Source organism: Microbispora sp. KK1-11, from assembly GCF_006874435.1.
Lineage (GTDB): Bacteria > Actinomycetota > Actinomycetes > Streptosporangiales > Streptosporangiaceae > Microbispora > Microbispora catharanthi.
In genome coordinates, this window is record NZ_VIRJ01000009.1 from 60908 (window position 1) to 75063 (window position 14156).

At 71.6% G+C, this 14156-nt stretch carries 12 protein-coding genes; 9 read left to right on the plus strand and 3 right to left on the minus strand.

What is annotated here, in order from left to right:
* Window positions 1–142: 142 nt before the first annotated feature.
* The 8 genes from FLW16_RS15375 to FLW16_RS15410 all read left to right on the plus strand — a co-directional run bounded on the left by FLW16_RS15375 (window position 143) and on the right by FLW16_RS15410 (window position 9664).
* Window positions 143–1381, plus strand: coding sequence for an acyl-CoA dehydrogenase family protein (locus FLW16_RS15375; RefSeq protein ID WP_142560707.1), 1239 nt, complete (start codon window positions 143–145; stop codon window positions 1379–1381).
* Between the two features lie 26 nt (window positions 1382–1407).
* Window positions 1408–2571, plus strand: coding sequence for an LLM class flavin-dependent oxidoreductase (locus FLW16_RS15380; protein WP_142560708.1), 1164 nt, complete (start codon window positions 1408–1410; stop codon window positions 2569–2571).
* A 26-nt stretch (window positions 2572–2597) separates the two neighbouring features.
* A complete protein-coding gene (locus FLW16_RS15385) occupies window positions 2598–4412 on the plus strand; it encodes an ABC transporter substrate-binding protein (protein ID WP_221891092.1) in 1815 nt (604 codons plus the stop codon).
* A 9-nt stretch (window positions 4413–4421) separates the two neighbouring features.
* Window positions 4422–6029 (plus strand): ABC transporter ATP-binding protein, encoded by a 1608-nt coding sequence (locus FLW16_RS15390; RefSeq protein WP_142560709.1) that lies wholly within the window; start codon window positions 4422–4424, stop codon window positions 6027–6029.
* A complete protein-coding gene (locus FLW16_RS15395) occupies window positions 6022–6969 on the plus strand; it encodes an ABC transporter permease (protein ID WP_142560710.1) in 948 nt (315 codons plus the stop codon). Before FLW16_RS15390 ends, FLW16_RS15395 begins: the two co-directional genes overlap by 8 nt.
* Window positions 6970–6975: 6 nt before the next feature.
* Complete coding sequence (locus FLW16_RS15400; RefSeq protein ID WP_142560711.1) at window positions 6976–7965, plus strand: ABC transporter permease; 990 nt, start codon at window positions 6976–6978, stop codon at window positions 7963–7965.
* 19 nt (window positions 7966–7984) lie between these two features.
* Window positions 7985–9223, plus strand: a complete 1239-nt coding sequence (locus FLW16_RS15405; protein WP_142560712.1) for a GNAT family N-acetyltransferase — start codon at window positions 7985–7987, stop codon at window positions 9221–9223.
* 90 nt (window positions 9224–9313) lie between these two features.
* Complete coding sequence (locus tag FLW16_RS15410) at window positions 9314–9664, plus strand: hypothetical protein (protein WP_142560713.1); 351 nt, start codon at window positions 9314–9316, stop codon at window positions 9662–9664.
* 42 nt (window positions 9665–9706) lie between these two features.
* On the opposite strand, the gene FLW16_RS15415 is transcribed toward FLW16_RS15410, so the two are convergent.
* A complete protein-coding gene (locus FLW16_RS15415; protein WP_142560845.1) occupies window positions 9707–10603 on the minus strand; it encodes an aminoglycoside phosphotransferase family protein in 897 nt (298 codons plus the stop codon).
* Window positions 10604–11033: 430 nt separating this feature from the next.
* Here FLW16_RS15415 and FLW16_RS15420 point away from each other — a divergent pair, with 430 nt between their 5' ends.
* Window positions 11034–12386 (plus strand): family 43 glycosylhydrolase, encoded by a 1353-nt coding sequence (locus tag FLW16_RS15420; RefSeq protein WP_142560714.1) that lies wholly within the window; start codon window positions 11034–11036, stop codon window positions 12384–12386.
* 92 nt (window positions 12387–12478) lie between these two features.
* Here FLW16_RS15420 and FLW16_RS15425 read toward each other — a convergent pair whose 3' ends face one another.
* Both FLW16_RS15425 and FLW16_RS15430 read right to left on the minus strand, forming a co-directional pair.
* Complete coding sequence (locus FLW16_RS15425) at window positions 12479–13267, minus strand: MBL fold metallo-hydrolase (RefSeq protein WP_142560715.1); 789 nt, start codon at window positions 13265–13267, stop codon at window positions 12479–12481.
* Window positions 13268–13329: 62 nt separating this feature from the next.
* Window positions 13330–13914 (minus strand): dihydrofolate reductase family protein, encoded by a 585-nt coding sequence (locus FLW16_RS15430; protein WP_142560716.1) that lies wholly within the window; start codon window positions 13912–13914, stop codon window positions 13330–13332.
* Window positions 13915–14156: the final 242 nt, after the last annotated feature.

Consider the following 14156-nt stretch of genomic DNA (forward strand, 5'->3'; position numbering starts at 1 on the left):
AAGCGCCGTGACCCGCGTTCTGATCCGCGCTCTGATCCGCGCTCTGACCCGCGCTCTGACCCGCACGGTGCCCCGCAGCGCGCCGGCTCTCCGCGTACGGCACCGCCGCCCTGCCTCCCCACGCACGACCGCAAGGAACCCCATGAGTCTCATCGACCAGATACGCCCGCGTTCCGGCTCGGGCCGCTTCAAGGAATGGCGCGAGGCGGCCCTCAAGACGGCCGACCTGCTGCGCGCCGACGCCGCCTCGCGCGACATCGCCGGCGCCGACCCCGTCGCCGAGGTCGACCTGCTGCGCAGGTCCGGCCTGCTCGCCGTCCACATCCCCGAGGAGCTGGGCGGGGGCGGCGCGACCTACGAGGAGGTCCTCAGGATCGTGCGCGTCCTCGCCGCGGCCGACACCTCGATCGCCCAGCTCGCGGCCTTCCACTTCCTGGGCAGCCGGGCCGGGCTCGACAGCGGGCGCGCGCTCGCCGAGCGCTGGGCGAAGAGCGTCGTCGAGGAGGGCCGGTTCGTGGCGGCCGTCGCCCAGGCCGCGTACGAGCCTCTGGTCGTGGCCACGCCGGACGGCGACGGCTTCCTGCTGACCGGCTCCAAGCCGTTCACCAGCGGCGCGGCGGTGGCGGACACGCTGATCGTCTGGGTGCGGTTCGGCGAGGGCGCGGTGGTCGGCGGCGTGGACGTGTCGGGGCTCGTCGGCCGGTTCGCGGTCCGCTCGCCGGCCGAGGGCATCGAGTTCCACGGCGACTGGGACAACTTCGGCCAGCGGCTGACGGTCAGCGGCGGCACGACCCTCCGCGACGTCCGCGTGACCGCCGACGACCTGCTCGGCTACACGCACCCGGACACCCCTCCGACGCCCCAGGAGACGCTCCAGGTCCCGCAGGGCCAGCTCGCCTACGGCAACCTCTACCTGGGCACGGCCCTCGGCGCACTCCAGGAGGCGCTGGAGTACACCCGGACCAGGTCCCGGCCGTGGCTCACCTCCGGCGCCGCCGCGGCGAGCGAGGATCCCCTCGTCGTCGAGCGGTACGGCCGGCTGTGGGTCCTGGCCGAGTCGGCGGTGGCGCTCGCCGACAAGGCGGGGGAGCTGCTCCAGGCGGCGATCGACCGGGGCGGCGACCTCACAGAAGAGGAGCGCGGCCGGGCGGCCGTGGCCGCCTACCAGTCCAAGGTCCACTCGACCGAGGTGGCGCTCGAGGTCACCTCGCGGATCTTCGAGCTGACCGGGGCCCGCTCGACCGCCCGCGCGTACGGGCTGGACCGCCACTGGCGCAACGTACGGACGCACACGCTGCACGACCCCGCCCACTACAAGCTGCTGGAAATCGGCCACTTCGCCCTCAACGGCCGGTCGCCCGAGCCGACCTACTACTCGTGACGGCGCGGAACGGAACGACGGAGAAAATGAGCCACGACCCCAAGCGCCCCATCCGCATCCACTGGTATCTGCCCACCAACGGCGACAACCGCGACATCGTCGGCTCGGGCGACCGCTCGGAGAAGACGCTCGGCGCCGTCGCCGGCGGCTTCCGGACGCCGAGCGTCGACTACCTCGGCCAGATCGCCCGGTCGGCCGAGCAGCTCGGCTACGAGGCCGTGCTCACCCCCACCGGTCTGTGGTGCGAGGACGCGTGGATCACCACGGCCGCGCTGACACAGGTGACGAGACGGCTGAAGTTCCTGGTCGCGTTCCGGCCCGGACTGGTCTCGCCCACCCTCGCCGCGCACCAGGCCGCCACGTTCCAGCGCGTCTCCGGCGGCCGCCTGCTGCTCAACGTCGTGACCGGCGGGGACTCCGCCGAGCAGCGGCGTTTCGGCGACCACCTGGACCACGACCAGCGCTACGCCCGCACCGACGAGTTCCTCGCCGTGCTGCGCGGGGTCACCGGCCTGCCGCCGGGCGAGACGTTCAGCTTCGCGGGCGAGCACTTCCAGATCGAGGACGCGCGCGTCGACGCCGGGCCATGGGGACGCCCGGAGATCTTCTTCGGCGGCGCGAGCCCGGCCGCTGAGCGGGTGGCGGCCCGGCAGGCCGACGTCTACCTCGCCTGGGGCGAACGGCCCGACCAGATCGCCGAGCGTCTCGAGCGGATGCGGAAACTCGCCGCGGCCGAGGGACGCGAGCTGCGCTTCGGCGTCCGGCTGCACGTCATCAGCAGGGACACCTCCGCGCAGGCGTGGGCGGAGGCCGACCGGCTGCTGTCCAGGATCACCCCCGAGCGGATCGCCGCGCTGCGGAAGGACTTCGCCACCAGCGAGTCGGTGGGCCAGCGGCGCATGTTCGAACTCCACGGCGGCGACCCGGGCAGGCTCGAGGTCTACCCGAACCTGTGGGCCGGCTACGGCCTGGTGCGCGGCGGCGCGGGCACCGCCCTGGTCGGCAGCCACGAGGAGGTCGCCGACCGCATCGAGGAGTACCACGCGCTCGGCCTGGACCACTTCATCCTCTCCGGCCAGCCCCACCTGGAGGAGGCGTACTGGTTCGCCGAGGGCGCCGGCGCCGTGCTCCGGTCCCGGGGACTGCTGGCGTCCCCGACGGCGGACGACCCCGCCGGCCCGGCCAGCTGAGACATCCGTGCGAAAAGAGAACCATCGTGAACAAGACGCCCCGCGAACGCCGGCCGCTCCTCTCCCTGCTCGCCGCGTCCGCGTGCGCCGCTCTGCTGGCCGCCTGCGCCGGCCCGGTTCCACCGGAAAACAGCGGCACGAACGGCGGCGCGAGTGACGTGGCCGGGGCCCCCGCCGCCGGCGGCACGCTGCGCATCGCGTCGCTGCAGTCCGACCTGGACGCGCTCGATCCCCTCACCGGTTACAGCACCGACTCCTGGGAGATCATCCGCGCGCTCACCCGCCAGCTCGTCACCTACCCGGGCAGCGCCAAGGACATCAAGGACGACACCACGCTCGTGCCCGACCTGGCCAAGTCGTGGGACGTGAGCAAGGACGGCAAGACCTACACGTTCCACCTGCGCGACGGCATCAGATATTCGGGCTCGTCCACCCGCGAGATCGTGGCCGGCGACTTCGTCTACGCGATCAAGCGGTTCTGCGACCCGAACAAGCAGGTCGCCGCCATCAACTACTTCCAGCTCGCCTTCTCCGGCTTCCGCGGCTACTGCGAGAAGTTCGCCAAGGTGCCCCCGGGAGATCCGGCCGAATCGAAGGCGTTCATCGACAGCCACGACATCCCGGGCGTCTCCGCGCCCGACGACAAGACGCTGGTGCTGCGCTCGGACACGAAGAACTACGACTTCCTCAGCATCCTGTCGATGAACTTCGTGTCGCCGCTGCCGGAGGAGGTCGCCTCCAAGTACGTCGGCGACTCGCTGGAGTTCCGCAAGAACTACCCCTCCAGCGGGCCCTACCAGATCGCCTCGTACGAGCCGGGGCGCAGCCTGGTGCTGAAGAAGGTCCCCGGCTACGACCACGCGGGCGACCCGGCGCGCAAGGCGTACGTCGACGAGATCGTCGTGGACTTCACCACCAACAGCGAGGACGCGGTGGTGCAGAAGATCCAGTCCGGCGACGCCGACCTGTCGCTCTATCTCGACGTGCCGCCGCTGTCCACGATTCAGCAGTACCAGGCGAGCGACAGCCCCTACCTGCACTCCTCCGACAGTGGGGCGGCCAACTTCATCACGATCAACGCCCGCCCGGAGGCGACCTCGCCCGGCGCCGAGGCGCTGCGCAAACTCAAGGTGCGGCAGGCCCTGGCGTACGCCGTCAACAAGGCCAACCTCGTGCAGGCGCAGGGCGGCAAGATCGCGGCCAGGCCCCTGGGGCAGATCATCACCTCGACGATCCTGGGCCACCAGGACTTCGACCCGTACCCGACGCCGGGCAACGCCGGAGACCCCGCGAAGGCCAAGCAGTTGCTCGCCGAGGCCGGGTATCCGAACGGGCTCAAACTCGACGCCGTCTACCGCGTCAACGCGCAGTTCGAGACGATCGCCGTCACGCTCAAGGCCGACCTCGCGAAGGCCGGGATCGAGCTGAACCTCATCCCCGTCCCGCCCGCACAGTCCAGCGCGTACCTGCAGGACCCGAAGAGCCGCTGGGACGTGTTCCTGAGCGCGTCCTTCGCGCCCGACTGGCAGGGGCCGAGCACGCGAATGCTGCTCGGGGGCTGGCTCGACTCCGACGCCGCGCCCTGCGGCACCGGCAACGTCCACGCCATCTGCTACGACAACCCGGAGCTGAACAAGCTGGCGGCGAAGGCGTTCCCCTCCGACGACCCGGGGCCCGTCTGGGCCGAGGCCGACAAGCTGGTCTCCGCCGACCTCCCGTGGATCCCGCTGTTCGAGAAGCGCAAGGTCGCGATCACCTCCGACCGGGTGCGCAACTGGACCTGGTCGTCGCTGGCGACCCAGGCCGACATCACCAACATCGCCGTCGGCCCGGCACGTTAGCGGGCCGTCATGACCCTGTTCTCCGTGGAGGATCTGCGCGTCACGTTCGGGCGGCGCGGACGGACGACCACCGCGGTCCGCGGCGTGTCGTTCGCCGTGGAGCCCGGCAGGACGCTGGCGCTGGTCGGCGAGTCGGGCTCCGGCAAGAGCGTCTCGCTGCTGGGCGCGACCGGGCTGCTGCCGAGCCGGGCCGAGGTGCGGGGAAGCGCCCTTTTCCGCGGCGCGGACCTCACCCGGCTGGCACCGGCCCGGTTGCGGGCGATCAGAGGCAGGCACATCGGGTTCGTCTTCCAGGACCCGCTGAGCAACCTGCACCCGCTCAAGACCATCGGCGCCCAGATCGGCGAGGCCGTCACGGCCCACGAGCGGGTGGGGCGGGCGGCGCTGCGCCGGCGGGTGCTCGACCTGCTGGGCGAGGTGGGCATCAAGGACCCGGAACGCCGGATCGACGACCACCCCCACCAGTTCTCCGGCGGCATGCGCCAGCGTGCCATGATCGCCATGGCGATCGCGCTGAACCCGGAGCTGATCATCGCCGACGAGCCGACCACGGCGCTCGACGTCACCGTGCAGGCGTCGATCCTGAGACTGCTGCGGCGGCTCCAGGAGTCGCACGGCACCGCGCTGATCTTCGTCAGCCACGACCTGGCCGTGGTGTCCGACATCGCGGACGACGTCGTCGTCATGCGCGACGGCGAGGTGGTCGAGGCGGCGCCGGCGGCGGAGCTCTACGCCGCCCCCCGGCACGCGTACACGCGCGCGCTGCTCGGCGCGGCCCGGCACGGGCGGGCGCTCGTACGGGCTCCCGAGCCGCCCGAACGTGATGCGCGGAGCGCGCCGCTGCTGCGGGCGAGCGCGCTGCACATGAGTTACCGCAGGCCCGGCCGCAAGGAGTCGTTCACGGCGCTCACCGACGTGTCGTTCGACCTGCGGGAGCGCGAGATCGTCGGGCTGGTGGGGGAGTCGGGGTCGGGGAAGTCCACGATCGGCAGGATCGTGGCGGGCCTGGCCCGGCCGACCGCCGGATCGGTGTCGCTGCGCGGCGAGGTCTACAACGCGCCCGGTGACGTGCGGCTCCCGAAGAGCCTGCGCCCGGCCGTCCAGGTCGTGTTCCAGGACCCCTACGGGAGCCTCAACCCGCGGCGCACCATCGCCGCGACGCTGGCCGAGCCCTTCGTGGTCAACACCGATCTGCCGGCCGCCGAGATCCGCGCCAGAGTCGAGGCCCTGGTGGCGCGGGTGGAACTGCCCCAGTCCGTGCTGCACCGGCTCCCGGCGCAGCTGTCGGGCGGGCAGCGGCAGCGCGTGGCCATCGCCCGCGCCGTCGCTCTGGAGCCCTCGGTCGTCGTGGCCGACGAGCCGGTCTCCGCGCTCGACATCACCACGCAGACGCAGATCGTCGCCCTCATCCGGCGGCTGCGCGCGGAGCTCGGGACGTCGTTCCTGTTCATCTCCCACGACCTCGGGGTGGTCGCCGACCTGTGCGAGCGGGTCGTCGTGCTCAACCAGGGCCGGGTGGTGGAGCAGGGCCCGGTCCACCGGGTGTTCGACGACCCCCGGGATCCGTACACCCGGGCACTGCTCGACTCGATCCCGGGGCGGGTGGCCCATGCCTAGGGAGACACAGCTTGAGGTCGTTGTCGCCGAGGCGTACGCCGAGGAGGAGGCCGTACGCCGGTTCCCGGTGCTGCGGGCGATCCTCGCCGAGCGCTCCGCCAGGACCGGGCTGATCCTGGTCGGCGTGGTCGTGCTGGCGGCGCTGCTCGCGCCGGTCGCGGCGGCGCTCACCGGGCACGGCCCCGACCAGCAGTTCCGGTCGGAGGCCCTGGCCGAGAACGGGCTGCCGACCGGTCCGAACGCGCACTTCCTGCTCGGCGCGGACGGGAACGGCCGCGACGTGCTGATCCGGACGCTGTACGGCGCGCGCATCTCCCTGCTGGTGGGAATCCCGGCGACCACCCTCGCCCTCGTCGCCGGCACGGCCGTCGGCCTGGTCGCCGGATTCTTCCCGGGCAGGACCGACCGGCTGCTGTCCCTGGGCACCGACGTCGCGCTGTCGTTCCCGTTCGTCGTGACCGCGCTCAGCCTGGTCGCGCTCAACCGGGGCGGCGACGGAGAGCCCGTCGTCGACCCGGTGCTGCTCGTCGTGCTGGTGATCTCGCTGTTCGCCTGGACCTACTTCGCCCGGCTCACCCGCGGGCTCGTCGTCGTGCTGCGCAACCGGCCGTTCGTGGAGGCCGCGCTCTCGATCGGCGTGAGCCGCCGCCGTCTGATCGTGCGGGAGATCCTGCCCAACGTGCTTCCGGTGGTCGCGGTCTACTGGGCCGTCCAGCTTCCCGTGAACATCCTCGCCGAGGCGACGCTGTCGTTCCTCGGGGTCGGCGTCCAGGCGCCCACGGCGAGCTGGGGCAACATGATCGCGGAGGCCCAGCGGTCGTCCCTCTACCAGGTGCAGCCGTGGTTCCTGCTCGGGCCCGGCATCGCCATGTTCGTCACCGTGCTGGGGTTCAACGCGATCGGCTCCGGCATCCGCAACGTCCTCGATCCCCAGGGGTAGCCGGCGATGAGAAGGCACATCGCGGGCCACGCGGCCCGCGCCCTCGCGACCCTGCTGGCCGTGCTGGTCATCACGTTCGCGATGACCAGGGTCGCCTACCGCAACCCGGCCGCGGTGCTCGCGCCCCGCAACGCCACCCAGGAGACCCTGGACGGCATCACCCGGGCGCTGCGCCTCGACGAGCCGTGGTATCTGCAGCTCTGGCACTATCTCTACCGGGGCCCGGACATCCAGGGCGCGCCGATGGGCCTGTTCAACTGGCCGCCCGCTCTCGGGTACTCGTTCAGGCAGCAGCGGCCGGTCACCGGGCTGATCCTGTCGAAGATCCCGGTGACGCTGTCGCTGGCGCTGGGCGCGCTCGTCATCTGGATGACGCTGTCGATCCTCTTCGGCGTCGCGGCGGCCAGGAGGCCGGACTCCTGGGTGGACCGGATCCTGTCCGCGTTGTCCTACGCGGGCCTGTCCGTCCCGACGTTCCTGACCGGGATCCTGCTGTCCTACTTCCTGTACTTCACGCTCTCGACGTACGGCATCAGGTGGTTCCCGAGCAGCGGCTATGTCGGCATCACCGAGAACCCCTTCGAATGGGCCAGGCACCTCGCGCTGCCCTGGCTGACGATCGCCGTCGCCGAGATCGGGATCTTCCAGCGCGTCGTGCGGGCGAACATGCTCGACGTGCTCGGCTCCGACTACATCCGTACGGCGCGGGCCAAGGGCGTCACCGAGCGGAGGGTGCATTTCGGCCACGCGCTCAGCGCGGCGCTGAACCCGATCATCACGCTCGGCGGGCTGGAACTGGCCGCGCTGATGGGCGGGGCCATCGTGACCGAGCAGATCTTCGGCCTCGACGGCGTCGGACGGCTCGCCGTCGAGGCGGCGGTCGGCGGGGACTTCCCCGTCGTCATCGGCACCACGATCCTCGCCGCGGCGATCTTCGTGGTCTCGACGTTCGCCGTCGACGTCGTCACCCGCCTGCGCGACCCCGCCGCCCGCTGACCCCCTTGAAGGAGAAGACATGACTTTCGACGTGCGCGTGCTGAGCGGGGAGGACGACCTGCTCGCGGCGTCGGCGACGTTCCGCACCGCCCTCCTCGGCCTGCCGCCCCTGCCGGCGGGAACCGACGTCACGCAGTTCTTCGAACCCGGCCGCACCCTCGGCGCCTTCGACGGAACCGAGCTCGTCGGCACCGCGGACTCCTACGCGAGCACGCTGGTCGTGCCGGGCGGCGCGCGAATCCCGCACGCCGCGGTCACGCACGTGGGCGTGCTGCCCACGCACACCCGCAGGGGCATCGTGACGGCGCTGATGCGCCGCCAGCTCGCGGACGCCGCCGCGAGGGGTGAGATCGCGGCCACGCTGCGAGCCTCCGAGGCGGTCATCTACGAGCGCTTCGGGTACGGCATCGCCGGGTCGGCCGCCCGCCGGGAGGTGTCCCGCAGGCAGGCCGTGCTCCGCGCGACCGTGCCGCCCGGGGGCCGAGTCAGGCTGGCCGACCCCGCGTCCTCCTGGAAGACGCTCGCCCAGATCTACGAGTCCGCCGCGGCCTGGACAGGGGCGATCGGCCGGCCCGTCTCCTGGTGGCGGCAGCAGGAGCAGCGGCAGGCCGCGGACCCCGGTCCCGCCTACGTCGCCGTGCACGGGGAGGACGGATCCGAAGACGGGTTCGTCCGCTACCACCCCGCGGACACGGCGGAGTGGTTCACCAGCCGGGACCGGGCGATCGTCGTCGACGATCTCGTCGCCGCCACACCGGACGCCTACGCCGGGCTGGTCCGGTGGTTGCTCGGCCTCGACCTCGTCGACCGGATCATCCTGCCGTTCACCGCCCCGGACGACCCGCTGCCGCTGCTGCTGACCGACGACCGCGCCGTCCGTACGGTCTCCGTCCGCGACGAAACGTGGCTGCGCCTCGTCGACGTGCCCGCCGCACTGGCGCGGCGCGGCTATCGCGGCCCCGGCTCGTTCGTCCTCGCCGTCACCGACGACCTGCTGCCCGGCAACACCGGGACCTACCTGATCAGCGCCCACGGGGCCGCAAGGACCGGGGGACATGCCGATCTCTCTGGGGCCGATCTTTCTGGGGCCGATCTCTCCGTGGACGTCGCGACCCTGGCCGCCCTCTACCTGGGCGGCTCCCGCTGGTGGCAGCACGCCAAGGCAGGACGGGTGACCGTCCACAGCGACGGCGCCCTGGAGACGGCGGAGGAGCTGTTCCACACGGACTCATCGCCCTTTTCCGGCACCCTCTTCTGAGGGCTGAGCTGCGGATATGACGAGTGTCACGGGTCAGGACACGACGTGCGGCACTTATCGCCACATCGGCCGATCCGTACCGTCAAGGTCATGACGAACACGCCTTCATCGCAGCGCACTGACTGGCACATCTCCCTCCTCGGCGGCCTGAAGCGCCGGGGGCCGGGGCGGGTGCCCGCGGACACGGTCGTCCTCACTCCCGTCGGCGGCGCCGACCTCGACCTGAGCGAGGCCGAGATCGCGCCGGTCACCTCGGTGACGAAGATCTCGATCGCGGGCGGCGTGCGGCTGCGGGTGCCCGCCGACGTCACGGTGGAGGTCGAGGGCTTCAGCCTGTTCGGCGGCCGCGATGTGGAGCCGGGAACGCCGGACCCTTCCGGCCGCGTCGTCCGCGTCCGCAACTACGGCGTCTTCGGCGGCGTCGACGTCACCCGCGGCTGAGTCCTGCTTCCGGCGGTGGGGCGTCCGGTGGCGGGCGCAGGCTCAGGCGGGCCCGCCGTCCGCCAGGATGCGTTCCAGGGTGCGCCGGCCCATCCCGCTCATGACGGGGTTGGTCCCGAGGTAGTACCAGACGGCCCCCATCGCCTGCGCGAAGGCCCATGCCTTGCCCCGCTCCCACTCGAGGTCGTCACACCCCAGGTCGAGGCGGAGCACCCGGCGCGGCCCCGCCTCAAGCAGGTGCCAGGCGCTCACGAGGTCGAGAGCGGGATCGGCCGGCCCGAAGCCGCCGCCGTCGAGAATCCCGGCGAGGCGGCCGGCGGACACGAGCACGTTGCCGGGAATGAGATCACCGTGGGTCATCACGTCGGCCGCTTCGCGCGGCAGGTTCCGGAACGTCTCCCACATCCGGCGCAGCCGGGGAACGTCCAGCAGTCCCTCACTACGCTCGAAGCAGGTCTCCATCCATCCGTCGTGGGACCGGAGGTCGCCTCCCCGGCCCTTGCCGGAGAACGTGCGGCCACGCGTGCCGACCGCGCGCAGGTCGGCGATGAGATCGGCGAGATCGTGGGCGAACGCGACCGACTCGCCCGGGTCCTCGTCGGTCGCCACGGCGCCGGGCAGCCACGTCTGCACCGACCACGGAAGCGGATATCCCACGCCGGGCTCGCCGAGCGCGACCGGCTCCGGCGTGGGAAAGCGGGTGCTGCCCGCCAGTTCGCGCGCCGCCTCCGCTTCGGACTCCAGCCAGCGTCGCGTCGCGTCGACCGGCCCCGGCTGCAGGGGGAACCGGGCCGTGAAGTGATCGCCGATGCGGAAGATGGCGTTGACCGTCCCATGGGCGCCGACGGCGGTGACGGGCAGGCCCCGCCACTGCGGGAACTGCTCGTCCACCAAGGCGCGCACCGTCTCCTGTGACACCGTCAGCTGGTCGGCATGCATCTTCACGCCGGGGAGCGTTCCGCGTTCCGGCCCTCTCCCGCAACCGGTTTTCGGCCGATCGAGCCGGCTCGATCGCGCCGGTCCGGCAGGCCGGGGCGGGGAGAGGACAAATCGACGTGGAGGGCGATTCGGAAATTGTTTTTCGCCTTCCCGGCTGATTCCTTTCGACGCTGGGGCGCGGAAAAACTCAGGGCGATTTTCTGTCGCCGGCGAATTGATTCTCGGGCCGCGGCCACGGTGCCCATTCCGCTTCACGCCCGCGGGGACAGGCGGTCTCGATGCGAAGCCGGGAGAATGCCCGGCCGACGCCGGGCCCGACCGAGGCCCCTCGAGAACCTTTCTGTCGTCTGTTCACTGTCGAAATAAGTCTCACTACCGTGTCCTCCCGGCAGGGCGCCCGCGTCCTGCGTGAGAAAGGAGGACGCTACTGATGACTGGTTCCGATAACGGGTTGTACGTGGGCCGGCGGTCCGTGCTGGCCGGTGTGGCGGGCTTGCTGGGAGCGGCGGCGCTGCCCGCGGCCGCCGCGCACGCGGACCCGAAGGAGCTGCCGAACGGGGGCGCGCCGAAGGGGCGGTACCCGTCGAACTGGCCCGAGCTCGCGCCCTACGGCCTGGCGGACACGCGGCCGGACCTGTGGCCGCGCGACGACAACTCCTTCATCCTCCCGCTGGAGCTGCGCCCCCGTGACGAGGAGCTCGGCCGGGTCTGGATGCGGGACACCTACGTCAACTGCTTCGACGTCGGCGGTCGTCCGCTCTACGTCGCCACCGGCACCACCCGGGTGCCCGGGCTCGAGGCGGCCGCCCCGTGGAACGACGGCATCTTCGTGTGGACGGCCACATCCCTGCACGGGCCGTGGAAGCTGGCCGACACCACCGGCATCCGGCCGGACGCCGAGAAGGGCAAGGTGTGGTCGCCCGAGTTCGTCGGCGAGAACCGGCCCGGGCGCACGGTCGTCGCTCCGTGGCAGGAGTACTGGTACGACGACCAGTTCGGCAAGCGCGGCAACGCGTGGGCGCCCGAGGTGCACTACTTCCGCGGCAAGTGGTACATCGTCGCGTGCATGGGCGACCACTCCCAGAAGGTCGGCTCGTTCATGCTCGTGAGCGAGGGCGGGGTGGAGGGCCCGTACCGGCTCATCCAGGGCAACTACGACAAGCCCTTCGGCGACTCCTTCATCGGGGGACCGGCCTTCATCAAGCCCGGCGCCTACCACCACATCGACGGCGGCCTCTACAGCGAGGGCGACGAGGCGTGGCTCGTGCTGCACAACAACCTGTACGCGAAGTTCCGGGATGACATGGAGGACATCATCCCGACGACGAACCTGCCGAAGTTCCAGCAGACGCCCTACGCGCCCGAGCCGTATCTCGAAGGCGCGTACGTGTTCAAATACGGCGGCAAGTACTACCTCATCCACGCCGCCTGGGACCGCTCGTCGGCCAATTCCGACGGCAGCACGCGGTACGCCTACGACACGCCCGCCGCCGGCCGCGTGCAGTACCAGTACGACGCGATCATCGCCGTCGCGGACAAGTTCGAGGGGCCGTATTCCAAGCGGTGGACCCTGGGCGTCGGCGCCGGCCACAACAACATCTTCGTGGACCGCAGCGGCCAGCTCTGGGCGACGTTCTTCCGCAACCCCAACTTCGGCTACTGGGCCGACCCGTCGCGCATCGGCGACGCCGCCGTGCCCGGCGTCGTGCGGCTGGAGTGGACCGGCCCCGAGGGCAACCGCCTGTACGTCGCGCGCCGCAACCCGGGGCACAGCAAGGATTGACCACCCCGGCGCGGACCCGCGCCACCGGGGGTCTCGACCGTACGCCGGCGACCTGAGCGGGCTCGACCAGCCCGGCAGGCGCCGGCGGCGCGTCACCCGGGGCCCGCGCCACCGCTTGGGACGTCCTTCGCGAGCACACCTTCACCGATCTCGACGGTGAGGCCCTCCTCGGCGGCCAGCACGTCACCGCCGAACGCCGCCCGAGCGGCCGCCACGGAGGCGGCCCGGTCGTTGCCCGGCCAGAAGTGGGTGAGCATCAGGCGGCGCGCGCCCGCCCGCCGGGCCCAGTGACCGGCCTCGGCGGAAGTCATGAGATTGCGGGGGGAGCGGCCGGTTTCGCCGCCGCGGTCGGTGGCCTCGACGATGAACAGGTCGGCGTCGCGGCCGAGTTCGGCAAGCACCGGGGTCGGGCCGGTGTCGCCGGAGTAGGCCAGGGCGATTCCGCCGGCCTCCAGGCGGACGCCCGCGTTGGGCACGTGATGCGGAAGCGACAGTCCCGTCAGCTCGAAGGGCCCCACCCGATGGCCGCCAGGCAGCGGATGCACCTCGAAGACCGCGCGCAGGTCGACGTCGGGTTCCAGTCCGCCGACGCGGTCGAGCACGCCCGGCGGGCAGTACAACGGCAGCCGCGGTGCGCCCGGCCGGCCGTAGAACCGCATCCGGAACAGCGCGTGCAGGTCGATGCAGTGATCGGGGTGCTCGTGGGTGATGACGACGGCGTCCACCGCACCGTCCGGCCAGCGTGCGAGCAGCCGGGGCAGCGTGGCGTACCCGAGGTCGAGCACCAGGCGGAAGCCGTCCCAGTCCACCGCGAAACCACTGCAGGCGCGGCCCGGTTCGGGAAAGGCGCCACAACTGCCGAGCACGGTGACCTGTCGCATCCGTACAGGGTGTCAGACCGCGTACGCGGCCGTGCGTGACGATCGGTGCCGCCGCCGCGCGGTCACTCGGCGGTTTCGGCCGGGATCCGCGCCGTCGTGGCCGGCCGGTAGCGTACGTTCACGACCGAGGCGGGGTCGCCTCCGCCGAGCCGGTGGAGGCGGATCGGCTCGCCGCCGGGGTTGTCGTACAGCCGGATGCCCTCGCCGAGCAGGACCGGCGCGATGTGAAGGTCGACCTCGTCGATCAGCCCCAGTTCGAGGAGTTGCCGCCCGATGGTGGGCGAGAAAACTTCGAGGTTCTTGCCGCCGGCCGCCTCCAGTCCGATGCGCACCGCCTCGGCCGGGTCGCAGCTCAGGAACGTGACGCCGTCGGCCGGTGTCGCGTCTTCGGGGTGATGGGTGAGCACGAAGACCGGGCCGTCCCAGAGGCCGCCGTACGGGCGGTGGCCACCGGCGGAGTCCCAGCCGTCCCGGCCGCCCAGGACGGCGCCCGTGGTCCGGACGTACTCGTCGACCAGGCCCGGACGGGCCGAGATCCCGCTCATCCAGTCCATCCCGTGGTCCGGCCCCGCCACGAAACCGTCCAGCGACATGGTGAAGTGCCAGAGGACTTTCCCGGTCGCGGTCTGCGGCTCGGTGTCGCTCATTCGTGGCCGCCTCCCATCTGGTTGCGTTTTGCAATCGGTAAGCCAACGCTAGGTCATCCGGTTGTCGTTCGCAATCGGTTCGGTGGCGGTCGGTTCGGTGGCGGTCGGTTCGGTGGCGGTCGGTTCGGCGGCGGGGTGCGCGTGGGCCGACGACACGACTCACGCATGGATGGCGGCGATCCGTCTGGGAAGATGACCACTTCCCGCATCGACCACTTATGTTGTGAAATGCCGCAATAGCT

Bases quoted from the DNA above. Each gene is read 5' to 3' on its own strand.
- FLW16_RS15375 (WP_142560707.1), top strand. From the start codon at position 143: ATGAGTCTCATCGACCAGATACGCCCGCGTTCCGGCTCGGGCCGCTTC.
- FLW16_RS15380 (WP_142560708.1), top strand. From the start codon at position 1,408: ATGAGCCACGACCCCAAGCGCCCCATCCGCATCCACTGGTATCTGCCC.
- FLW16_RS15390 (WP_142560709.1), top strand. From the start codon at position 4,422: ATGACCCTGTTCTCCGTGGAGGATCTGCGCGTCACGTTCGGGCGGCGC.
- FLW16_RS15395 (WP_142560710.1), top strand. From the start codon at position 6,022: ATGCCTAGGGAGACACAGCTTGAGGTCGTTGTCGCCGAGGCGTACGCC.
- FLW16_RS15400 (WP_142560711.1), top strand. From the start codon at position 6,976: ATGAGAAGGCACATCGCGGGCCACGCGGCCCGCGCCCTCGCGACCCTG.
- FLW16_RS15405 (WP_142560712.1), top strand. From the start codon at position 7,985: ATGACTTTCGACGTGCGCGTGCTGAGCGGGGAGGACGACCTGCTCGCG.
- FLW16_RS15410 (WP_142560713.1), top strand. From the start codon at position 9,314: ATGACGAACACGCCTTCATCGCAGCGCACTGACTGGCACATCTCCCTC.
- FLW16_RS15415 (WP_142560845.1), bottom strand. From the start codon at position 10,603: ATGCATGCCGACCAGCTGACGGTGTCACAGGAGACGGTGCGCGCCTTG.
- FLW16_RS15420 (WP_142560714.1), top strand. From the start codon at position 11,034: ATGACTGGTTCCGATAACGGGTTGTACGTGGGCCGGCGGTCCGTGCTG.
- FLW16_RS15425 (WP_142560715.1), bottom strand. From the start codon at position 13,267: ATGCGACAGGTCACCGTGCTCGGCAGTTGTGGCGCCTTTCCCGAACCG.
- FLW16_RS15430 (WP_142560716.1), bottom strand. From the start codon at position 13,914: ATGAGCGACACCGAGCCGCAGACCGCGACCGGGAAAGTCCTCTGGCAC.